Source organism: Cephaloticoccus capnophilus (genome assembly GCF_001580045.1).
In the GTDB taxonomy this organism is placed as follows: domain Bacteria; phylum Verrucomicrobiota; class Verrucomicrobiia; order Opitutales; family Opitutaceae; genus Cephaloticoccus; species Cephaloticoccus capnophilus.
Genome location: NZ_LSZP01000059.1, coordinates 33353 through 51094 on the forward strand (window position 1 = coordinate 33353; position 17742 = coordinate 51094).

Here is a 17742-nt window from a genome sequence, read left to right on the forward strand (position 1 = left end):
GAGCCGGCCGATGCGCACAGGGCAGCTTTAGCTGCCGCGCCGTCGTAAATTGTCAGCCCGCCGCCCGAATCTACAGAGCCCCATTCCGCCGGTGCGCGGCTTGACAACGTGCACCGCTTAGACTTGGTCGCCGCCAAGGCTGCAGCACTTGTCTCCCCCTCGGTGCTGTCAGATGTTGGTCAGGTACTGCTTTCTTAGTTCCAAACCCCATGAACTCCTCGGACGAAAAAAACGAACACACTGGCTCGCTGCGCGCCGAATGGTGCGAGTGGGCGCGTCGGCTCGCTGCGCCGATTTTCGATGCGCTCGATAAACGCGAGCTCAAGCTGCGAATGCCAGTCGAGTCGACTGCCACGCACTCTCGCGCGCCTGTCGCGCACCTCGAAGCACTCGGGCGTTTGCTCGGCGGGCTCGCGCCTTGGCTAGAGCTGGGGCCAGACGATTCGCCTGAAGGTCAACTTCGTGGTCAGATGGCGGAGGCCGCGCGCCGTGCGATCGATGCGGCGACCGATCCTGAGTCGCCCGATGTGATGAACTTTTCACAGTACGAGCAGCCACTCGTCGATGCGGCGTTTCTTGCGCAGGCGACTTTCCGGGCACCGACTGAGCTTTGGGAGAAGCTCGAGCCACGCGTCCGGGCTAACCTCGTCGCACGTCTCAAGGAGACGCGGCGCGTGCCTTTCCCCGAGACGGGTAATTGGCAGCTCTTTGCGGCTTTTGTGGAGCTTGCCCTTGCCCGAGGAGGGGAGCAGCGCGATGACTCGCGCTTTTTACCTGCACTCGAAAATTTCAAGACTTGGTACCTCGGCGATGGGGCTTATGGCGACGGGCCGGAGCATCGTTGGGACTACTATAACTCCTTTGTCATTCACCCGATGCTGCTCGGGATTCTCGATGAGGCGGCGCAGGAGAGTGACGCGCATCGTCAGTTTCAAAAAGAAGCCCTAGTCGCCGCGCGCCGCTATGCAGTCGTGCAAGAGCGCATGGTCGCTCCAGATGGCAGTTTCCCCGTGATTGGCCGCTCAATCGTTTATCGTTGTGGTGCGCTTCAAGCCTTGGCCGACATCGCGCTGAGGCGTGAGCTGCCGGACTCCATCCCGCCTGCGGCCGCGCGCACGGCACTGACGCGGGCGATTCGGCGTACACTTGGTGCCCCGGGCACTTTTGACGAACAAGGCTGGTTGCAGCTTGGGCTCGCGGGACACCAGCGCTCGTTAGCGGAGTTTTATATCTGCACGGGTAGCTTGTACCTGTGTAGTGTGGCTCTGCTCCCGCTCGGGCTGCCGGCGAAGGACGCTTTCTGGAGTGACCCGCATGCGCCGACAACTTGGGAGCGGATTTGGGGCGGTGAAGATGCGCCCGCTGACGGTGCGCTCTACGGTATCCCTCCAAGACTTCCTGAAGACGTTTGAACGATACCGGCCTCGTTTCGCGCTGCCGCTATTTAAACGGCGACAGCGCGAAAACAGAGGAAGGGAGGAAGGGCCGGCCGCTTAGGCTGGCTCTCGATTCGGCGAGAATAGCTCGCGGTGGACGCGTTCGCGCTCGCGGTCGATTTGCTCGGGGGTCGCGCCGAAGTCGCGCAGGATGTGCTCGGTGACCGCGAGGGCGACCTCGCCTTCGCCGGAGAAAATCCCGTCTGCGCCGACATCGCGCAGGGCTTCCAATTCGCGCAGGTAGGCAGTGCGGGCGACGATACGGATGTCGGGGTTGAGTTCGCGGACTTGGCGGACGACTTCGCGCCCATCTTTGATGCTTGATGCGCTGAGAACGAGGGCGCGGGCATCCGGCACGCCCGCTTGCATGAGCGTGTCGATGCGAGTGGCATCGCCGTAAACGACGGGCACGCCTTCGGCTTTGAGCCGCTGGACGGTATCGACGTTTAGCTCGACGATTGTTAGGTCGAAGTCGTTTTCGCGGAGCAGCCGGGCGACGATTTGGCCAACTGGGCCGTAGCCGACGACGATGGCGCGTTGCTTGTCGCTGGCGATGGGGTGTGCCGCAGCGGCTTCGCCCGCTAGCCCGCCTGAGGCGCGTTTGTTTATCCAGCGCACGAGGCCCGGGAAGAGTCGCTCGGTGCCGCGCTCAATGCGTGGGATGAGGCGGTAGGTGAGCGGGTTGAGCGTGATCGAGAGGATCGCCGAGGCGACCATCGCGTTAGTCGCACTTTCGGGGATGATGTTGAGCTGGCGGCTCATCGTCGCGAGGATGAACGAGAACTCGCCGATTTGCGCGAGGACGATGGCGACCGAGAGTGCCACGCGTAGCGGGTAGCGCATGAGGATGACGATCGCGAGCGCAGCGGCGGGCTTACCGACCAAGATGACGAACATCGTCGCCGTCACGAGCCACGGGTTGGCCAGCAGGCTCTGCCAATTAAAGAGCATGCCGACCGAGACGAAGAAGAGCACGGCGAAGGCGTCGCGCATCGGGAGAGCCTCGGTCGCGGCGCGCAAACTGAAATCCGAGCGGCCCACGACCATTCCGGCGAGGAAGGCCCCGAGTGCCATCGATACGCCAAAGACCTTTGCGGAGCCGACGGCGATCCCGAGCGCGATGGCGAGGACAGCCAGCGTGAAGAGCTCGCGCGAGCCGGTTTTGGCGATGCCGGTGAGTAAGCGCGGAATCACCCAGCCACCGACAATGAAGGTAAAGGCGACGAGCGCGCCGATTTTGAGCGAGGCCAAGCCGGTGGCCTTGGTCACTTCGCCAAGGCCCAGTGCGAGCTCGCCGCCGGTCGCGGCTGCGCCGAAAATCGCGGGCAAGAGCACGAGGATGAAAATCGTAAACAAGTCCTCCATCACCAGCCAGCCGACCGAGATATGGCCGGTCACGGTGTGCAGGTCGCCATTATCGGCGAGCACTCGGATGAGGACGACGGTGCTTGCGACTGACACGGCCAAGCCGAAGACCACACCCGCCGGCCAGCCCCAACCAAAGCCGTAGTGAAGAATGAGCGCACTGAGCACGGTCGCAGTGAGACTTTGCACGACCGCGCCCGGCACTGCGATCCGCTTCACCGCCAAGAGCTCCTTAAAGTGAAATTGGAGTCCGACACCGAACATCAGCAGGATGACGCCGACTTCCGCCAACTGCTCGGCCAACTCGGGATCCGCATTAAAGCCCGGCGTGTGCGGGCTCACCACGATGCCCGCAAAGAGGTAACCGATGATGGGGGAAATGCCGATGCGCTGGGTGATGTAGCCGAAGGTGAGGGCGGCCACAAAACCTCCGGTCAATGTGAGGATTAGGTCGATATTGTGCATGTGGGGTGTGCGCTAGATGTGCTCTGGAGCGGGCGAGCCTTGGGAGAAAGGGGGAGTGCGCCAGCGTTTATTGGCTGAGTATTAGTGAAAAATTTGCGTCAGCATGAGCTGCGAACGCGCCGCCACGGCCGCAAACCGTCTGCGGCGAGAAAAAATAAGCAGTCGAAGCCTGTGCCAGTCGTTTGTTTGCCGCTGCGCAAAAAAAGTTCGCGCGCCGTGCGTGAGTTGCGCGCGAGCGGCAAAGTTTACTCTCGCGGGCGGCGAGTGCGCTCGATTGGACTCCGCGCCTTTTTCACGAACTCCCAACTTCGACCACCGCCCTCTTTCCTCATTTTCCCTTTTTCCAAGAAGCTATGAAGCGCACCCATCACTGTGGCCAACTCACCAAGACCGACCTCGGCGCAAGCGTCTCGCTAGCAGGCTGGGTAGACAGCATCCGCGACCACGGCGGCATCCTCTTTATCGACCTGCGCGACCGCAAAGGCATTACCCAGGTCAAGTTTGACCCGCAGGATGACGCCGCACTCGGTGAGGCTGCCGCGCAGCTCAAGCCCGAGTCAGTGATCGCCGTTTCCGGCACGGTGGCCCTGCGCCCCGAAGGCACGGCCAATGCCTCGCTGCCCACCGGCGAAATCGAGGTTAACGCCACCGCTCTCGAAGTCCTCAACCGCTCTGAGCCGCCGCCCTTTCCGCTCGACGACGCGGGAGGCGACAAGGTCAGCGAAGACCTCCGGCTCAGCTACCGCTACCTCGACCTGCGCCGCCCCAAGATGCGCCGCAACCTCGAAGTCCGCCACCGTGCCACCAAGGCCATACGCGACTACTTCGACTCGCAGGAGTTTATCGAAGTCGAGACGCCCGCGCTCTTTAAGAGCACACCCGAAGGGGCGCGCGAGTACCTAGTCCCCTCGCGCATCCACCCCGGCCAGTTCTACGCCCTCTCGCAATCGCCCCAGCAGTTTAAGCAAATCCTCATGGTCGCAGGCGTGGAAAAGTATTTCCAAATCGCTCGCTGCTTCCGCGACGAAGATCTCCGCGCCGACCGGCAAATGGAGTTTACGCAAGTCGATGTCGAGGCGTCCTTCGTCACGCGCGAGGACATTTATGCGCTCTTTGAAGGCATGTTGAAGAAAGTCTGGCGCGACGTGCTCGGCACCGACATCCCCACGCCCTTTCCGCGCCTTCCCTTTGCCGACGCGATGAACCGCTACGGTAGCGATAAACCCGATACACGCTTCGCGCTCGAACTCGTGGACTTCACCGAACTGTTCAAGACGAGCAGCTTTAAGGTTTTCGCATCCACTGCGGCCAGTGGTGGCGCGATTAAGGCGATTAACGTAAAGGGCCTCGCTGACCTCACCCAGGGTGAACTCAAAGCCCTCGAAGATGCGGCCAAAGCCCTCGGCGCGAAGGGCCTCGCCTTCATCAAGGTCGAGGGCGGCGAGTGGAAATCGCCCATCGTGAAATTCTTTAGCGAGGCGGAGAAGGCGGAGCTCAGCGCACGGCTCTCCCTAGAGGAGGGCGACATCGTCTTCTTCGCCGCGGCGGAGTGGGAGCGCGCGTGCGCCATCCTCGGTCGCGTGCGGCTCGACGCGGCGCAACTTCTCGTGAAGCGCGGAAAGCTCGCGCTGCGCGACGACGATTGGAAGTTCCTCTGGGTCGTCGACTTCCCGCTCATGAGTTACGACGAAGAGCGCGGCGGCTACGCAGCGACGCACCACCCGTTTACAGCACCCGTGCCGGAGGACGCTTCGCTACTCGTAAGCGACCCGAAAGCCGTCCGCGGACAGCACTACGACATCGTCCTCAACGGAGTGGAGCTCGGCGGTGGCTCTATCCGCATCCACCAGCCCGCGCTGCAAAAACAAGTCTTTGAGGACGTGCTCAAAATCCCTGCCGACGTAGTCGAAAGCCGCTTTGGTTACATGCTGCGCGCCTTTACCTTTGGCGCACCGCCGCACGGCGGGATCGCCTTTGGGCTCGACCGCATTGTCGCGCTGCTCTGCGGCACACAAAGCATCCGCGACGTCATCGCCTTCCCGAAAACCCAACGCGGCCAAGACCTCATGGCCCAAAGCCCGACCCCCGTGACGCCCAAGCAGCTCAAAGAGCTGCACATCGCAACCGCCGTGCCGGTGGAAAACGGATAAGTTTTCCCGTGGGTGCATCCCACTGCGCGTGGTGCGCAGCCGCAGGCTGTTTTATTTGGCGGCGGGCTCGTTGGCCCGCCGTCCATCGCTGCACCCGTTCAATTTGGGAATTGGCCTCGTCGCTTCGCGACAAAACCAATTCCCAAATTTGAAAGTATTCCCCCCTGTCGCGTTGCGACAGGGCTAGCAGTAAAAGGAAAAGTAGAGTGATAACCCGTTTGGGCGAGGAGGGAAAAATCACCAGTAAACTCCCGTCTCCAAGTTTGGGTTCCTTTTCACAGAGCCGCTTGGTTGCTGTGCGAATGCACGGCAACCAAGCGGCTCTGTAAATGGGTGCAGCGACACGCTGCCGCCCCACGCGTAGTGGAAAAGTGCTTCGGCTCGGGGCTGCGCGTGTTTTTAGTTTTGGCGGGCGGTCTGCGTAGACTCGCGGAGGCACGTTTTATTTGTTCCAGGGGCGGCTTTTTTTGCGGCGCGTAAGGGCAAGGAATAAGCGGCCTTTGCTTCTGTGCCGCCGAAATGTGAGCTGTGCTGTTACCGGCCTTGTGCACGCGATACCCGGCCTAATCGGGCATAATTTTGTTTCTAATAGGTCAAGGTTTTCGCCAGCGTTTTACGCATGCCCAAACAATTGAAATTCTGGCGTTGGCCGCTCGCTAACCAAATTTTGTTCGGACTGGTGATGGGAATCCTGCTCGGCCTCGCGGCGGGAGCGTGGGTGGACAGTGCGGCGGGGCAGGCCCGGCTCGATTTTTGGGTGGAGCAACTCATCCAACCGCTCGGTCGGCTTTTTATTCGGATCATCTTCATGATCGTGGTGCCGCTGATCTTTTCGGCGATTGTTCTAGGTGTGGCGGAGATGGGCGATGTGCGAAAGCTGGGGCGCGTGGGGCTGCGCTCACTCTTGTTTACGCTGCTGCTTTCGGGGACGAGCGTCTTCGTGGGGATTACGCTGGTCGATTTGCTAAAACCGGGAAAGCACCTCAGCGAGGAGACGCACCACGAACTGATTGCGCGCTATGGAGGGGACGCGGTTTCTCACGCGGTGGACTTGGGCAGTGCGAATGCCGCGCCGCTGGCCGAGACCTTGCTCAACCTCATCCCTCAAAATCCGCTCGCCGAGGCGGTGTACTCTTTCTCGCCCAACTACACGGGCGGCGGTTTGATGTCGGTGATGGTCTTTAGCCTGTTCTTCGGCGTGGCACTGGCACTCGTGCCTCGCGAAAAGGCGGCGGGGCTGATTTCCCTTTTCCAAGGCACTTTCGAGGTGTGCATGCGGATCATCCAGTTTGCGATGCGGCTGGCCCCGATGGGGGTGACTTGTCTGGGCTTTGTCATGGCCAACACGCTGGGCTTGGACATGGTTCAGAGCCTCGGTTTTTACATGGGCGTAGTGGTGCTGGGATTGGCGATTCAGCAGTTCGTGGTCTACAGCTTGTTTTTGAAAGTGATCGGCGGATACTCGCCGCGGAAATTCTTTAGCCGGATAAAGGAGGTGATGCTCACTGCGTTTAGCACCTCGTCGAGTAATGCGACCTTACCGGTGTCGCTGCGGGTGGGGGAGGAGAACCTAAAATTGCCGCGCCGGATCAGCCGTTTCGTCCTGACGGTCGGGGCGAGTGCGAACCAAAACGGCACGGCGCTGTACGAAGGCGTTACGGTGCTTTTCCTCGCGCAAGTTTTCGGCGTGGAGCTGACGCTCGTGCAGCAAATCGTGGTGACCTTTATGTGTATTATGACGGGACTGGGGACTGCCGGTGTACCGGGGGGATCGCTACCGCTAGTCGTGGGCGTGCTCGTGACGATCGGCGTGCCGGGCGAGAGCATCGCCATCATCCTCGGAATCGACCGTTTGCTCGATATGTGCCGCAGCTGCCTGAACGTCACGGGCGATCTTGTTTGTGCGGTCCTTGTTAGCCGTAATGAGCCGCCGGATACGGCCGACCTAGCCGAGGACGAATTACTTGAGGCTGAGGTCGCCGCTGTGGCGGCGAGTAGCCGTTAGTAAGTTTCTGGTACTACGAAGCGCGGCTAATTCCCGCTATTTGGAACCGCCGCACCGTTGCCTTGATCACTAGCAGCCGGAAGCCTCCGGCGCGGGGTGTGCGCCGACGTCTTCTGGATGGGGCGTGTGCCTCTCGCTACTCTGCTAGCCCACTTTCCCATGAATACCCAGCTACTCATCGTTCTTGTACTACTCTGCGCGTGCATAGGGCTATTTATCATTAACAAGCCGCGAATGGATGTCGTCGCGCTGTGCGTCATCATTCTGTTGCCGTTGTGCGGGATCATGAGTGTGCAGGAGGCGTTGCTGGGCTTTAGCGATACGAATGTCGTCCTCATTGGCGCGCTGTTCATCGTGGGGGAGGGGCTTTCGCGTACGGGGATTAGTTTTCGAGTGGGCGATTGGCTCCTTAGGCGCGCGGGCAACAGCGAGACGCGGCTCGTCGTACTGCTCATCGTCGCCGTGGTCGTGTTGGGAAGTATGATTAGCTCGACCGGCATCGTCGCGATTTTCATCCCGGTCGTCCTTAGCTGCGCCTCGCGGATGCGCGTGCCTCCGTCGCGGTTAATGATGACCCTTTCGTTTGCGGCGCTGATTAGCGGCATGCAGACGCTCGTTTCGACTCCGCCAAACATGATGGTCGATAGTGCGCTGCGGCGTGAGGGCTTCGAGGGATTGAAGTTTTTTAGCTACACGCCGATAGGGCTGGTCGTACTCGTCCTTGGGGTCGGTTACATGTTGGTGGCACGCCACTGGCTAAACGGCACTGACAAGGCCGCAGGAGACGACGACGGACAGCCTGCGGGCGACGGCGCTTTGGTGGGTAGCTCACAGCGTCGACTTCAGGACTTTATTACCGACTACCAACTCGAAGGCCGCGCCCATCGTGCGCGCGTAAAAATCCACTCGCCGCTGGTGGGGCTAAAGCTGCGCGAGCTCACGTTACGCCAAGACTACGGGGCGAACATTGTCGCGGTGGAGCGGCGCGGGCGTTTTAGCGACGAACTGCGTGAGCCTAATTCGGGGCTGGAGCTGCGCGATGGGGACGTACTCCTAATCGACTTGTTTAGGGAGGGCGCAGACATTGCGGCGCTTTGCCGTGCCATGTCGTTGGAGCCACTCGCCATGCCGGAGGGCTACTTTACCGATGAATCGCGAGCGATCGGCATGGCGGAAGTGCTACTGCCGCCAGACTCGGGAATCATTGGCAAGACCGTGCCCGAAGCCGCCCTGCGTCGCCGTTACGGGCTAAACGTCGTCGGCTTGCGCCGAGGTCGTAAAGCGCTGGGGCCGGTGGCCTTGGATCAACCGTTTCACGCGGGTGACACCTTACTGGTCATCGGCTCGTGGAAGGCGATTCGTCGGCTGCAACGTCGTTTGGAAGACTTTCTCGTGTTGACCATGCCCGCCGAGAGCGAGGTCGTCGCGCCCGCGCTGAGCCGTGCCCCTTACGCGTTGTTGAGCCTCGCCGTCATGGTTGGGCTCATGGTTACGGGAATCGTCCCGAACGTAATTGCGGCGCTACTGGCCTGTTTACTCATGGGCGTTTTTCGCTGCGTCGACCTTACAAGCGCCTACAAGTCGATTCACTGGCCGAGCCTCGTGTTAATTGCAGGGATGATTCCCTTCGCGCTCGCGCTGGAGCGCACGGGCGGCGTGGACATAGCGGTAAATGGGCTCGTGAATGCACTGGGCGACTCGGGCCCGCGTGTGCTGCTTGGCGGGCTCTTTTTCGTAACGGTGGCCACCACACTCTTCATCTCGAACACGGCGACCGCCGTGCTCATGGCACCGGTTGCGGTGACACTCGCAACCCGACTGGAGGTTTCGCCACTGCCGTTTGCGATTACGGTCGCTCTCGCAGCCTCGACTGCCTTTAGCACCCCCGTCGCCTCGCCCGTAAACATGCTGGTGCTTGGGCCAGGCGGCTACCGCTTCATCGACTTTGTAAAGGTCGGCCTGCCCTTTTCGATCGTGGTGCTCTTGGTCTGCATGCTGCTCGTGCCGCTATTTTTCCCGATGTGAGCTTCAGCCAGTTCGGTGCGCTTGTTGAGCGCACCGTCACGCTGGCTTAGCTTCGTTTACTTAGCGCCGCGCGTTGCTCGCGCCGACTCCGCCGCCACGCTTGCAGTCCTTCGACGACCATCGGGATTACCGACAGGACGATGATCGCGAGGATAACGAGCTTGAAGTTGCTCTGGATGAAGGGGAGTTCGCCGAAGAAAAAGCCCGCATAGGTAAAGAAGTACACCCAGGCGAAACCGCCTAGCACGTTGTAGGCCATGAAGTGCCGGTAGCTCATTGTCCCTACGCCTGCGACGAAGGGGACGAAGGTGCGCACAATCGGCACGAAGCGCGCGAGAATGATGGCCCGGCCGCCGTAACGTTCGAAAAACGCGTGTGCGCGCTCTAGATGTTTTTTGCGCAGGAAAATCGAGTCCTCGCGCTTGAAAACGGCAGGGCCGATTCGCGAGCCGATCCAGTAGTTGAGGCTATCGCCCGCGACCGCGCAGCCGAAGAGGGTCAGCGCGAGCAGGTGCACATTGAGTTGGCTTTCGACAGGCGAGGCGAGTGCGCCTGCCGCGAAGAGTAGCGAGTCGCCCGGCAAGAAGGGCGTGACGACCAGCCCCGTTTCTGCGAAGACGATCATCGCCAAAAATGCATAAGTGGCTGTCCCATATTGCTCTACGATTTCCTTTAAATGGACATCAATATGGAGGATGAAGTCGATCAGGTGCTTAACGGCATCAATCATAGAAGTGCAAAGAGTTGGCAGAAACGAAACAGACTCGGGGCTCGGAGTCGGCCGCTCCTCTGCACCCGAGTCAAGCGTAGGGCCCTCTTTTGTCGTCAGTTATTATGCAGGTTTGCGACGAGGTGGAGGAAGGCTTGTGCCGGAGGGGATTGGCTCGCGTTGAGGCACCAACCCGCGACGAGGCGGCTTTCGGGGCTGGGGCCTTCGAGTGGGCGAAAGACGATGTCGCCCGGCAGCGTTTGCGCCTCCGAGGGCGTGATGAAGGTCGCCCCCAGCCCAGCGCGGACGAGCCCGATCGCGTTGGCTCGCGGCCAGATTTCGTCGGCGATTTTTAGGGTGATACCCGCGCGCGTGCAGCTCGTGAGGATGCGGTCGTAAAAGCTGGGGTTTAGGTGTCGCGGAAAGAGAACAAAGGGCGTGTCGCCAAGCTCGCCCAAATGGAGCATTTTCTTTTTGGCGAGCGGGTGCGTAACGGGGAGCAGGACGCCGTTGGGCTCGCGCAACAGTTGGCGTGTGCGAATGCCTTCGGGCTTTTCTTGAGCGGGGTGAAAGAAGCCGCAGTCGATTTCGCCCGAGCGGAGTGCGTCGATTTGTGCGGCAGTCGGCGACTCGCTCAGCTCGACGCGGATGGCCGGATGCGTCTGCGCGAAGGCGCGCAGTATCTTGGGGAGCACGGTCGCCATAGCGAGGCCGGTGAAGCCGATTCGCACTTGCCCAACTTCGCCCGCACTGACTGCGGCGAGCTCGGTCGGCAAGCGTTGGAGTGCGCCCAAGAGCGGCTGTAGCCGCTCGAAGAGCGCGTGCCCGGCTGCTGTGAGCTCTACGCTACGGCGCGTGCGCGCAAAGAGTGCCGTGCCCAGCGCTTCCTCCAAGTGAGCGATTTGGCGACTGAGCGCAGGCTGCGCAATGCCGAGAAGCTCGGCGGCCCGGCTAAAATGCAGGAGCTGCGCGACGGCGAAGAAGCTCGTTAGGTGCCGCAGGTCGTAGTCGAACTGATACTTTAAAAGCATTAAAATGATCAAATTTGGTATTTTGAGGCATTTCAAGAATGCGCTATTCTTTCTGCCTCGCGCTTAATCTAAGCCGTGTATTTATAACCGTTACTACTATGGAAAAGCCTAAGTCCCTCTTCGAAAAAGTCTGGAACGCGCACACGGTGCGCACGTTGAAGAATGGGCAAACGCAGCTTCTCATCGGCACGCATTTGATTCACGAGGTCACGAGTCCACAGGCCTTTGGGATGCTGCGCGACCTCGGCTTAAAAGTCGCCATGCCGCAGCGCACTTTCGCCACGGTTGACCACATCGTGCCCACCGACCAGCGCAGCGAGCCATTTAGCGACCCGCTCGCCGACCAGATGATTAAGGCCCTGCGCGCAAACTGCGCGGAGCACGGCATCACTTACTTTGACCTCGGCTCGGGCAAGCAGGGCATCGTCCACATGGTCGGCCCCGAGCAGGGCATCACGCAGCCGGGATCGACGATTGCTTGCGGCGATTCGCACACGAGCACGCATGGCGCATTTGGCGCGATCGCGCTGGGGATCGGCACAAGCCAAGTGCGCGACGTGTTGGCGACGCAGACGATTGCGCTCTCGCCGCTCAAGGTGCGCCGCATCGAGGTCACGGGTCGCTTGCGTCCGGGGGTCTACGCGAAGGACGTCATCCTGCACATCATCCGTGTGCTCGGTGTAAATGGCGGCACGGGTTACGCCTACGAGTATGCGGGCGAGGTCTTTGAGCGCTTCTCGATGGATGAGCGCATGACTGTCTGCAACATGTCGATCGAGGGCGGTGCGCGCGTTGGCTACGTGAATCCCGATGACACGACCTTTGAGTATCTAAAAGGCCGTCCTTACGCGCCGAAGGGGGCGGATTGGGAACAGGCCGTTGCGCGGTGGCGCGCCGTTGCGAGTGATCCGGGTTGCGCGTACGACGATGTGGTAAAAATCCGCGCGGAGGAAATCGCGCCGACCATCACTTGGGGCATAAACCCGGGCCAAGGAATCAGCGTCGAGGAAACCGTGCCTGACCCGGAAAAGGCGGGCTCTGCCGACGAGCGGGCGAGCATCAACGAAGCCCTCGCCTACATGAAGCTGGGAGCGGGGGCGCCGATTAGTGGGACAAAGATTGATGTGGCTTTTCTCGGGAGCTGTACGAATGCGCGGCTCTCCGATTTTAAGGAAGTCGCCCGCTATTTGCCCGGTCACCGCGTCGCCCCGGGCGTTAAGGCAATCGCCGTGCCGGGCTCGCAACTCGTCAGCGCGGCCTGCGCGGAGCTGGGGATCGATCGCGTGTTTAAGGAGGCTGGCTTTGAGTGGCGCGAGGCCGGTTGCTCAATGTGCCTGGCGATGAATCCCGACAAACTCGTTGGCGACCAAGTCTGCGCGAGCTCGTCGAATCGCAATTTCAAGGGCCGCCAAGGTAGCCCGACTGGCCGCACGCTGCTGATGAGCCCGCTGATGGTCGCCGCTGCCGCTGTGACCGGCGCGGTGGCCGATGCGCGTGAGGTCTTCGCCGTGCGCGAGGCGAGCTAAACCCGCACCCGCCCGCTCCGCTTTATTCGCAGTTCGTATTCGTTTTAATACTACACTTCTTCGCTCCTCTGTAAAAATGGCACTTCAGAAAATTTCCGAGATAAGGGGCCGGGCCGTGACCGTGCCCGGCAACGACATTGACACCGACCGGATCATCCCCGCGCGCTTCTTGAAATGCGTGACCTTTGACACGCTGGGCGAGGGGCTCTTCGCCGACGACCGCAAAGCGGCGGAGGGCGGGCATCCGCTCGACGATCCGCGTTATGTGGGCGCGAGCATCCTGCTTAGCGGAGCGAATTTTGGTTGCGGGAGCTCGCGCGAGCACGCGCCCCAAGCACTCAAGAAATTCGGGTTTCGTGCAGTCGTCGCGGAGAACTTCGCCGAAATCTTTTTCGGCAACGCGACCAACATCGGGCTCACCTGCGTGAACGCTGCGCGTGAGGATATTGGCAAAATCAGCGCGGCCATCGCTGCCGATCCGAGTGTAGCAGTCACGGTTGACCTTGGTGCTCAAGAGATCCGCTTCGGCGGTGAGTGTGTGTCGCTTACGATTCGCGAAGCCGCACGCGATGCGCTCGTGAATGGGCGTTGGGATGCAATCGCTGAGCTGCTCGAAGGCAGCGAGGCCGTCGCAGCGACAGCGGCGGGTTTGCCCTACGTGAAGGGTTGGTCGCTCACTTGATTCTGCGCCGCTTTTTCAGCGTGCGCGGCCTTGCGTTTCTTTTTTGAACTTTTGCCGCGCGCTCGCATCCCAAGCCCGTTTCCCTTTTCCGTTCACACCCAATTTCCCCTCATGACGATTTTTGCGGCTATCGAAGTTTTTACGGGCGCGGGCCTCCTGATTTATCCGCTGGGGCTGTGCTCGGCAGTGGCCGTCTACATCCTCTGTGAGCGCGGGTTTGCGCTGCGGCGCGCAGCAGTCATGCCGCAAGACCTCGTCGAGGCCGTCATCGCCAATCGCCCGCTCACGGGTGGGCGGCACACCGTGCTGGCGCGAATTGTCGAGTTCGCCGAAGCGCACCGCGAAGACGAAGGCGCAGTTCGCGCTTTTGCGCGACTGGAGATTAACCGGATGGAGCGTGGGATTCCTTACCTCGACGTCATCTACGCGGCGGCTCCGCTGATTGGCCTCACCGGCACGGTCACGGGGCTCTTGCGCGTGTTTTCACAAATCTCACCCGAGACGGGGTTGCCCGATCCGGTGGCATTTACTTCGGGGGTTGCGCTTGCGCTCTCGGCGACAGTGATCGGACTCGTCATAGCGATTCCCGCACTTGTGGGCGGTGGCTGGCTTCAGCGACGCGTTGAAAACTACGCCGCACAACTCGATGTGCTTCTCGAGCGCATCCTAAAAAATGGTAAGGCGGCGACGACGACGCCCCTTTCTTCCCCGGTCGCGGCGACTGCCTCGCGCTCTGCCTAAATGAACTCGTCGCTCTACACGAAACGCCGCGCTCGGCCCGAGATGAACCTCGTGCCGTTAATCGACGTGCTCGTGATGCTTGTTTTCTTCGCCTTTGTGACGATGCAGTTTAAGTCGGCGACGACGCTCAACATCACCGTCCCGCGGGTGCAGACCTCCGGCACCAACCAGTTCGAAGGGCGGGTCGAGATCGGCATCGATAAGGAGGGCAACATCTCCTACAACGGACGTCCGACCAGCCTCGAGGCGCTCGAAGGCTTGCTCCAAGAAGTGAAGCAAATCAACCGCGAGACGCCCATCCTCGTGCGCGCCGACGAGACCAGCCACTTCGGCGCAGTGACCCAAGTGTGGGACAGCTGCCGCCGCCTCGGTCTAAACAAAGTCGTGATGCAAACGCGGAAGTAGCTGCGGCTCGCCGAGCCTTTCATTTTGCGGGCTCCCCTAGGGGCACCAGGGCCGGCCTAGCTGCCGAGCCGTCCTTTCTTACTCCAAGCTACCCTTAATTGTATGAAGATCCTCATTACAGGCGTGAGTCGTGGGCTGGGCCGGGCGTTGACCGAGTTTTACATTGCGGCGGGGCACACGGTCTTTGGCTGTGGGCGTTCGGGCGCGGAGATCTTTGAGCTGCGCATGGCGTATCCCGATCATCATTTTGCGGTCGTTGATATTGCGCTCGAAAACAAAGTCGCGCTTTGGGCGGCGGATGTCCTTGGCAGCCACGGCGCACCCGACCTGTTGATTAACAACGCGGGCGGCATGTGTCGCAGCGCGCCGCTTTGGGCGCAGAGCGACGAAGCGTTTACGCGATTGCTCGACGGCAACGTGCGCGGTGTCGCCAACGTCATTCGCCACTTCGTCCCTCCGATGGTCGAGCGAAAGAGCGGTGTGATTGTAGCCTTCAGCTCGGGCTGGGGCCGCACTGTCGCAGCAGGCGTTGCGCCCTACTGTGCGACCAAATGGGCAATTGAGGGCCTGACTCGCGCGATGGCCGCAGAGCTTCCCGAAGGCATGGCTGCGGTAACGCTCGACCCGGGCATCATTGACACCGAAATGCTCCGCAGCTGCTGGGGCGAAGGTGCGGGCGAGTATCCGCCCCCTGCCGAGTGGGCCAAAGCTGCGGCCCCTTTCATCCTAAAAATCTCGCCCAAGGACAACGGCCAGCCCCTGACGCTGCCGGGCGCCAAAGACGTGCGTTAAGCACAGGGCTTAATTTCGCGGCCCCGCATTGCGCGTGGCGGCTCTGTGCGTTGTGCCGTCGTGCTGCTCGCTCGTCGCTCTGGCTCTAAAGGGAGCCCGAGTCTTGTGTGCCGCGCCTTTCTGCGCTTAGCGTCGCCCTTGCTTGAGCTCTGAAGAACCCACTATCGCGTACCTCTTTACAACTTTTCCGAAGCCGACGGAGACCTTTCTCCAGCGCGAGGTGACGGCGATGTTGGCGCGTGGGGCACGCTTGCGCTTGTACTCGCTTTGGGGCGGGGGCGGGGACTTCCTCGGTGTGCCGGTTGAGCATTTTCCCAAGTGGAAGCTGCTCATGCTTCTGTGGATGATTCCTTACGAGGCTGTGCGCTGCCCTCGGGTGTTGTGGGAGGTAGTGCGCGGGCTGTTTACACGGCTCGCACCTTCGTGGATCAACTTTTGGGAAAACATGCTGGGCGCCGGTTTTGCCTGTTTGCATGCACGCAGTTTTAGGAAAAACCCGCCTGCGCTCGTTCATGCGCCGTGGGGTGGGGCGCCTGCTACGGCGGCTTGGTTGATTTGGCGGCTGGGTGGGCCGCGTTATAGCGCGGCAGCGCACGCGTACGACATTTACGAGCACGGCGGGGATTGGTGGCTCGTCGAAAAGCTGGCGCACGCGCACTTCGTTCACACTTCTACGGAGATGGGGCAGCGCGAATTGATTCGGCGCGGTGTGGATGCGGCCAAGGTCATCTGCATTCGGCGCGGTCTCGATGCTATGCCGCAATTTAAGCCGCTACGCGCAGAGCGTACGCCTTTGCGACTGGTTTGTGTGGCTCGGCTCGTGGAGAAAAAGGGACTGCGCCACCAGCTCCAAGTTTATGCGGCACTGCGCGCGGCGGGGATTGCGTTTCAGGCACGGATTATCGGCGAGGGCCCATTGGGCGAGGAGTTGGAGCGGTTGGCCGCGCAACTCGGGATCGCCGATGCTGTGGATTTCACCGGCCACTTGGAGCACGCGCTAGTTTGGAAATACCTAGAGTGGGCGGATGTCCTTCTGCACACAGGGATGGTTGCACCGAGTGGCGACCGCGACGGACTCCCCAATGTGATTCCCGAGGCGATGTCTGTCGGCACGCTGGTTGTCTCTTCGCTAGCCGCGGCGACGACCGAGGCGATCAAAGACGGTGAGACGGGGCTGGTCGCCGCCGTGCGCGATACCGAGAGCTGGCTTGCTGCGCTTAATCGTCTGCGTAGCGACGATGCTCTGGCCGAGTCACTCCGCGCCAACGCGCGCCGCTGGGTCGAGGAAAACTTCAATGCGCATAAAAATGCGGAAAAGCTTTTCACACACTTTGAAGGGGCGATTCACGTATGAATAAAGGGACTACACGATTAGGAACGATTTGGTACGACTGCACAAAGTCGGCCAAGGCCACCCATCGTTCGGGCCTGCAACGGGTCGCCCACAAGTTACTCGAAGAGCTTGGCGAGGCCGCTACGCCGACGCAGGGCTTGGAGTGGGTGCCGCGAGCGAGAGCGGAAGACTGGTTTCTGACTGCCGAGGTTTTTGGACCAAGCGAGCGGCCCGAGTTTGCTGAAATTTTGGCAAATCGCCCCTGCCGAATGGCCGCGATTTTTTACGACGCGATTCCCCTAAAACAGCCGCACATTACTTGGCCTGCGAGCGTCGCGCGGCATCCGGCTTACATGAAGATGCTGGCGAGCTTCGACCTCGTGTTGGCGATTTCCGAGGCGAGTCGGCGCGAGCTACTCGACTACTGGGCGTGGATGGGGCTTTCGCGCGTGCCGCGAGTTGAGGCGATTCAGCTCGGCTCTAACTTTGCGGCGTCGCCGCGCGCCCTGCCGAAGCCGGAACGGGCCGAGGGGCCTGCGCTCCTCCTCTGTGTGGGGATTATCGAGCCGCGCAAAAATCAGCGTTTCCTACTCGATGTGTGCGCGCCTTTATGGGCCGAGGGCGCGGAGTTTGAGCTTCACGTTGTCGGGCGGGTGAATCCGCATTTTGGGAAGCCGATTATTGAGCAGATGAAGCGCGTGGCGCGCGGTCGCAGTCGAGTTCGTTACCACAAGCACTTGAGCGATGAGGGACTTGCCGGGCTCTACGAGCGAGCGACTGTGAACGTGTTTCCAACGATTGCGGAGGGCTGTGGGTTGCCAGTGCTAGAGTCTCTGTGGCGGGGCGTACCTTGTTTGTGCAGCGATATCCCTGCGATTCGCGAAAACGCGACCGATGGCGGCGTGCTGCTTTTGCCGCCAAATGATGGCGAGGCGTGGGCGCGGGCACTCCGAGAAGTCACGCAGAGCGGCAGCGTGCTTTGGGAAAGACTGCGCAGCGAGGTGGCGGCGCGGCCGCTGCCGACTTGGGCGGATACGGCCAAGCAGGCTCTAGGCTACCTACACTTATAGAAAGGCG

The 17742-nt window shown here is 61.0% G+C and carries 14 protein-coding genes; 11 read left to right on the forward strand and 3 right to left on the reverse strand.

Annotation, left to right across the window (positions count from 1 at the left end):
* Positions 1-209: 209 nt before the first annotated feature.
* On the forward strand, positions 210-1412 hold the full coding sequence (locus AXK12_RS07395; protein ID WP_068713005.1) for a DUF2264 domain-containing protein: 1203 nt from the start codon (positions 210-212) through the stop codon (positions 1410-1412).
* Between the two features lie 81 nt (positions 1413-1493).
* Here AXK12_RS07395 and AXK12_RS07400 read toward each other — a convergent pair whose 3' ends face one another.
* The gene (locus tag AXK12_RS07400) at positions 1494-3266 is read right to left on the reverse strand and encodes a cation:proton antiporter (RefSeq protein ID WP_068713007.1); all 1773 of its coding nucleotides are present in this window, start codon (positions 3264-3266) and stop codon (positions 1494-1496) included.
* Positions 3267-3619: 353 nt separating this feature from the next.
* Between AXK12_RS07400 and aspS the strand changes: the two genes are divergently transcribed.
* The 3 genes from aspS to AXK12_RS07420 all read left to right on the forward strand — a co-directional run bounded on the left by aspS (position 3620) and on the right by AXK12_RS07420 (position 9446).
* Complete coding sequence (gene aspS / locus AXK12_RS07410) at positions 3620-5416, forward strand: aspartate--tRNA ligase (protein ID WP_068713011.1); 1797 nt, start codon at positions 3620-3622, stop codon at positions 5414-5416.
* Positions 5417-6035: 619 nt separating this feature from the next.
* Positions 6036-7421 (forward strand): dicarboxylate/amino acid:cation symporter, encoded by a 1386-nt coding sequence (locus tag AXK12_RS07415; protein WP_068713013.1) that lies wholly within the window; start codon positions 6036-6038, stop codon positions 7419-7421.
* A 159-nt stretch (positions 7422-7580) separates the two neighbouring features.
* Complete coding sequence (locus AXK12_RS07420; protein WP_068713015.1) at positions 7581-9446, forward strand: SLC13 family permease; 1866 nt, start codon at positions 7581-7583, stop codon at positions 9444-9446.
* A 46-nt stretch (positions 9447-9492) separates the two neighbouring features.
* Here AXK12_RS07420 and AXK12_RS07425 read toward each other — a convergent pair whose 3' ends face one another.
* Positions 9493-10173 (reverse strand): DedA family protein, encoded by a 681-nt coding sequence (locus AXK12_RS07425; protein ID WP_343124147.1) that lies wholly within the window; start codon positions 10171-10173, stop codon positions 9493-9495.
* 98 nt (positions 10174-10271) lie between these two features.
* A complete protein-coding gene (locus AXK12_RS07430) occupies positions 10272-11186 on the reverse strand; it encodes a LysR family transcriptional regulator (protein ID WP_068713103.1) in 915 nt (304 codons plus the stop codon).
* Between the two features lie 98 nt (positions 11187-11284).
* Here AXK12_RS07430 and leuC point away from each other — a divergent pair, with 98 nt between their 5' ends.
* The 7 genes from leuC (at position 11285) to AXK12_RS07465 (ending at position 17735) form a co-directional block, all read left to right on the forward strand.
* The gene (leuC, locus tag AXK12_RS07435) at positions 11285-12712 is read left to right on the forward strand and encodes a 3-isopropylmalate dehydratase large subunit (protein WP_068713019.1); all 1428 of its coding nucleotides are present in this window, start codon (positions 11285-11287) and stop codon (positions 12710-12712) included.
* Between the two features lie 76 nt (positions 12713-12788).
* Positions 12789-13394 (forward strand): 3-isopropylmalate dehydratase small subunit, encoded by a 606-nt coding sequence (gene leuD / locus AXK12_RS07440; protein ID WP_068713021.1) that lies wholly within the window; start codon positions 12789-12791, stop codon positions 13392-13394.
* 111 nt (positions 13395-13505) lie between these two features.
* Entirely contained in the window at positions 13506-14135 is a 630-nt protein-coding gene (locus tag AXK12_RS07445; protein ID WP_068713023.1) for a MotA/TolQ/ExbB proton channel family protein, read from the forward strand.
* Positions 14136-14540 carry an ExbD/TolR family protein gene (locus AXK12_RS07450; RefSeq protein WP_068713025.1) on the forward strand — a complete coding sequence of 135 codons (405 nt, stop codon included), beginning with the start codon at positions 14136-14138 and terminating at the stop codon, positions 14538-14540.
* Between the two features lie 102 nt (positions 14541-14642).
* The gene (locus AXK12_RS07455) at positions 14643-15332 is read left to right on the forward strand and encodes an SDR family oxidoreductase (protein WP_068713027.1); all 690 of its coding nucleotides are present in this window, start codon (positions 14643-14645) and stop codon (positions 15330-15332) included.
* A gap of 142 nt (positions 15333-15474) precedes the next feature.
* Entirely contained in the window at positions 15475-16686 is a 1212-nt protein-coding gene (locus tag AXK12_RS07460; RefSeq protein ID WP_068713029.1) for a glycosyltransferase, read from the forward strand.
* On the forward strand, positions 16683-17735 hold the full coding sequence (locus tag AXK12_RS07465) for a glycosyltransferase family 4 protein (protein WP_068713031.1): 1053 nt from the start codon (positions 16683-16685) through the stop codon (positions 17733-17735). Before AXK12_RS07460 ends, AXK12_RS07465 begins: the two co-directional genes overlap by 4 nt.
* Positions 17736-17742: the final 7 nt, after the last annotated feature.

Bases quoted from the DNA above. Each gene is read 5' to 3' on its own strand.
- AXK12_RS07420 (WP_068713015.1), top strand. From the start codon at position 7,581: ATGAATACCCAGCTACTCATCGTTCTTGTACTACTCTGCGCGTGCATA.
- AXK12_RS07455 (WP_068713027.1), top strand. From the start codon at position 14,643: ATGAAGATCCTCATTACAGGCGTGAGTCGTGGGCTGGGCCGGGCGTTG.
- AXK12_RS07450 (WP_068713025.1), top strand. From the start codon at position 14,136: ATGAACTCGTCGCTCTACACGAAACGCCGCGCTCGGCCCGAGATGAAC.
- AXK12_RS07445 (WP_068713023.1), top strand. From the start codon at position 13,506: ATGACGATTTTTGCGGCTATCGAAGTTTTTACGGGCGCGGGCCTCCTG.
- leuC (WP_068713019.1), top strand. From the start codon at position 11,285: ATGGAAAAGCCTAAGTCCCTCTTCGAAAAAGTCTGGAACGCGCACACG.
- AXK12_RS07400 (WP_068713007.1), bottom strand. From the start codon at position 3,266: ATGCACAATATCGACCTAATCCTCACATTGACCGGAGGTTTTGTGGCC.
- AXK12_RS07395 (WP_068713005.1), top strand. From the start codon at position 210: ATGAACTCCTCGGACGAAAAAAACGAACACACTGGCTCGCTGCGCGCC.
- AXK12_RS07430 (WP_068713103.1), bottom strand. From the start codon at position 11,186: ATGCTTTTAAAGTATCAGTTCGACTACGACCTGCGGCACCTAACGAGC.
- leuD (WP_068713021.1), top strand. From the start codon at position 12,789: ATGGCACTTCAGAAAATTTCCGAGATAAGGGGCCGGGCCGTGACCGTG.
- AXK12_RS07415 (WP_068713013.1), top strand. From the start codon at position 6,036: ATGCCCAAACAATTGAAATTCTGGCGTTGGCCGCTCGCTAACCAAATT.
- aspS (WP_068713011.1), top strand. From the start codon at position 3,620: ATGAAGCGCACCCATCACTGTGGCCAACTCACCAAGACCGACCTCGGC.
- AXK12_RS07465 (WP_068713031.1), top strand. From the start codon at position 16,683: ATGAATAAAGGGACTACACGATTAGGAACGATTTGGTACGACTGCACA.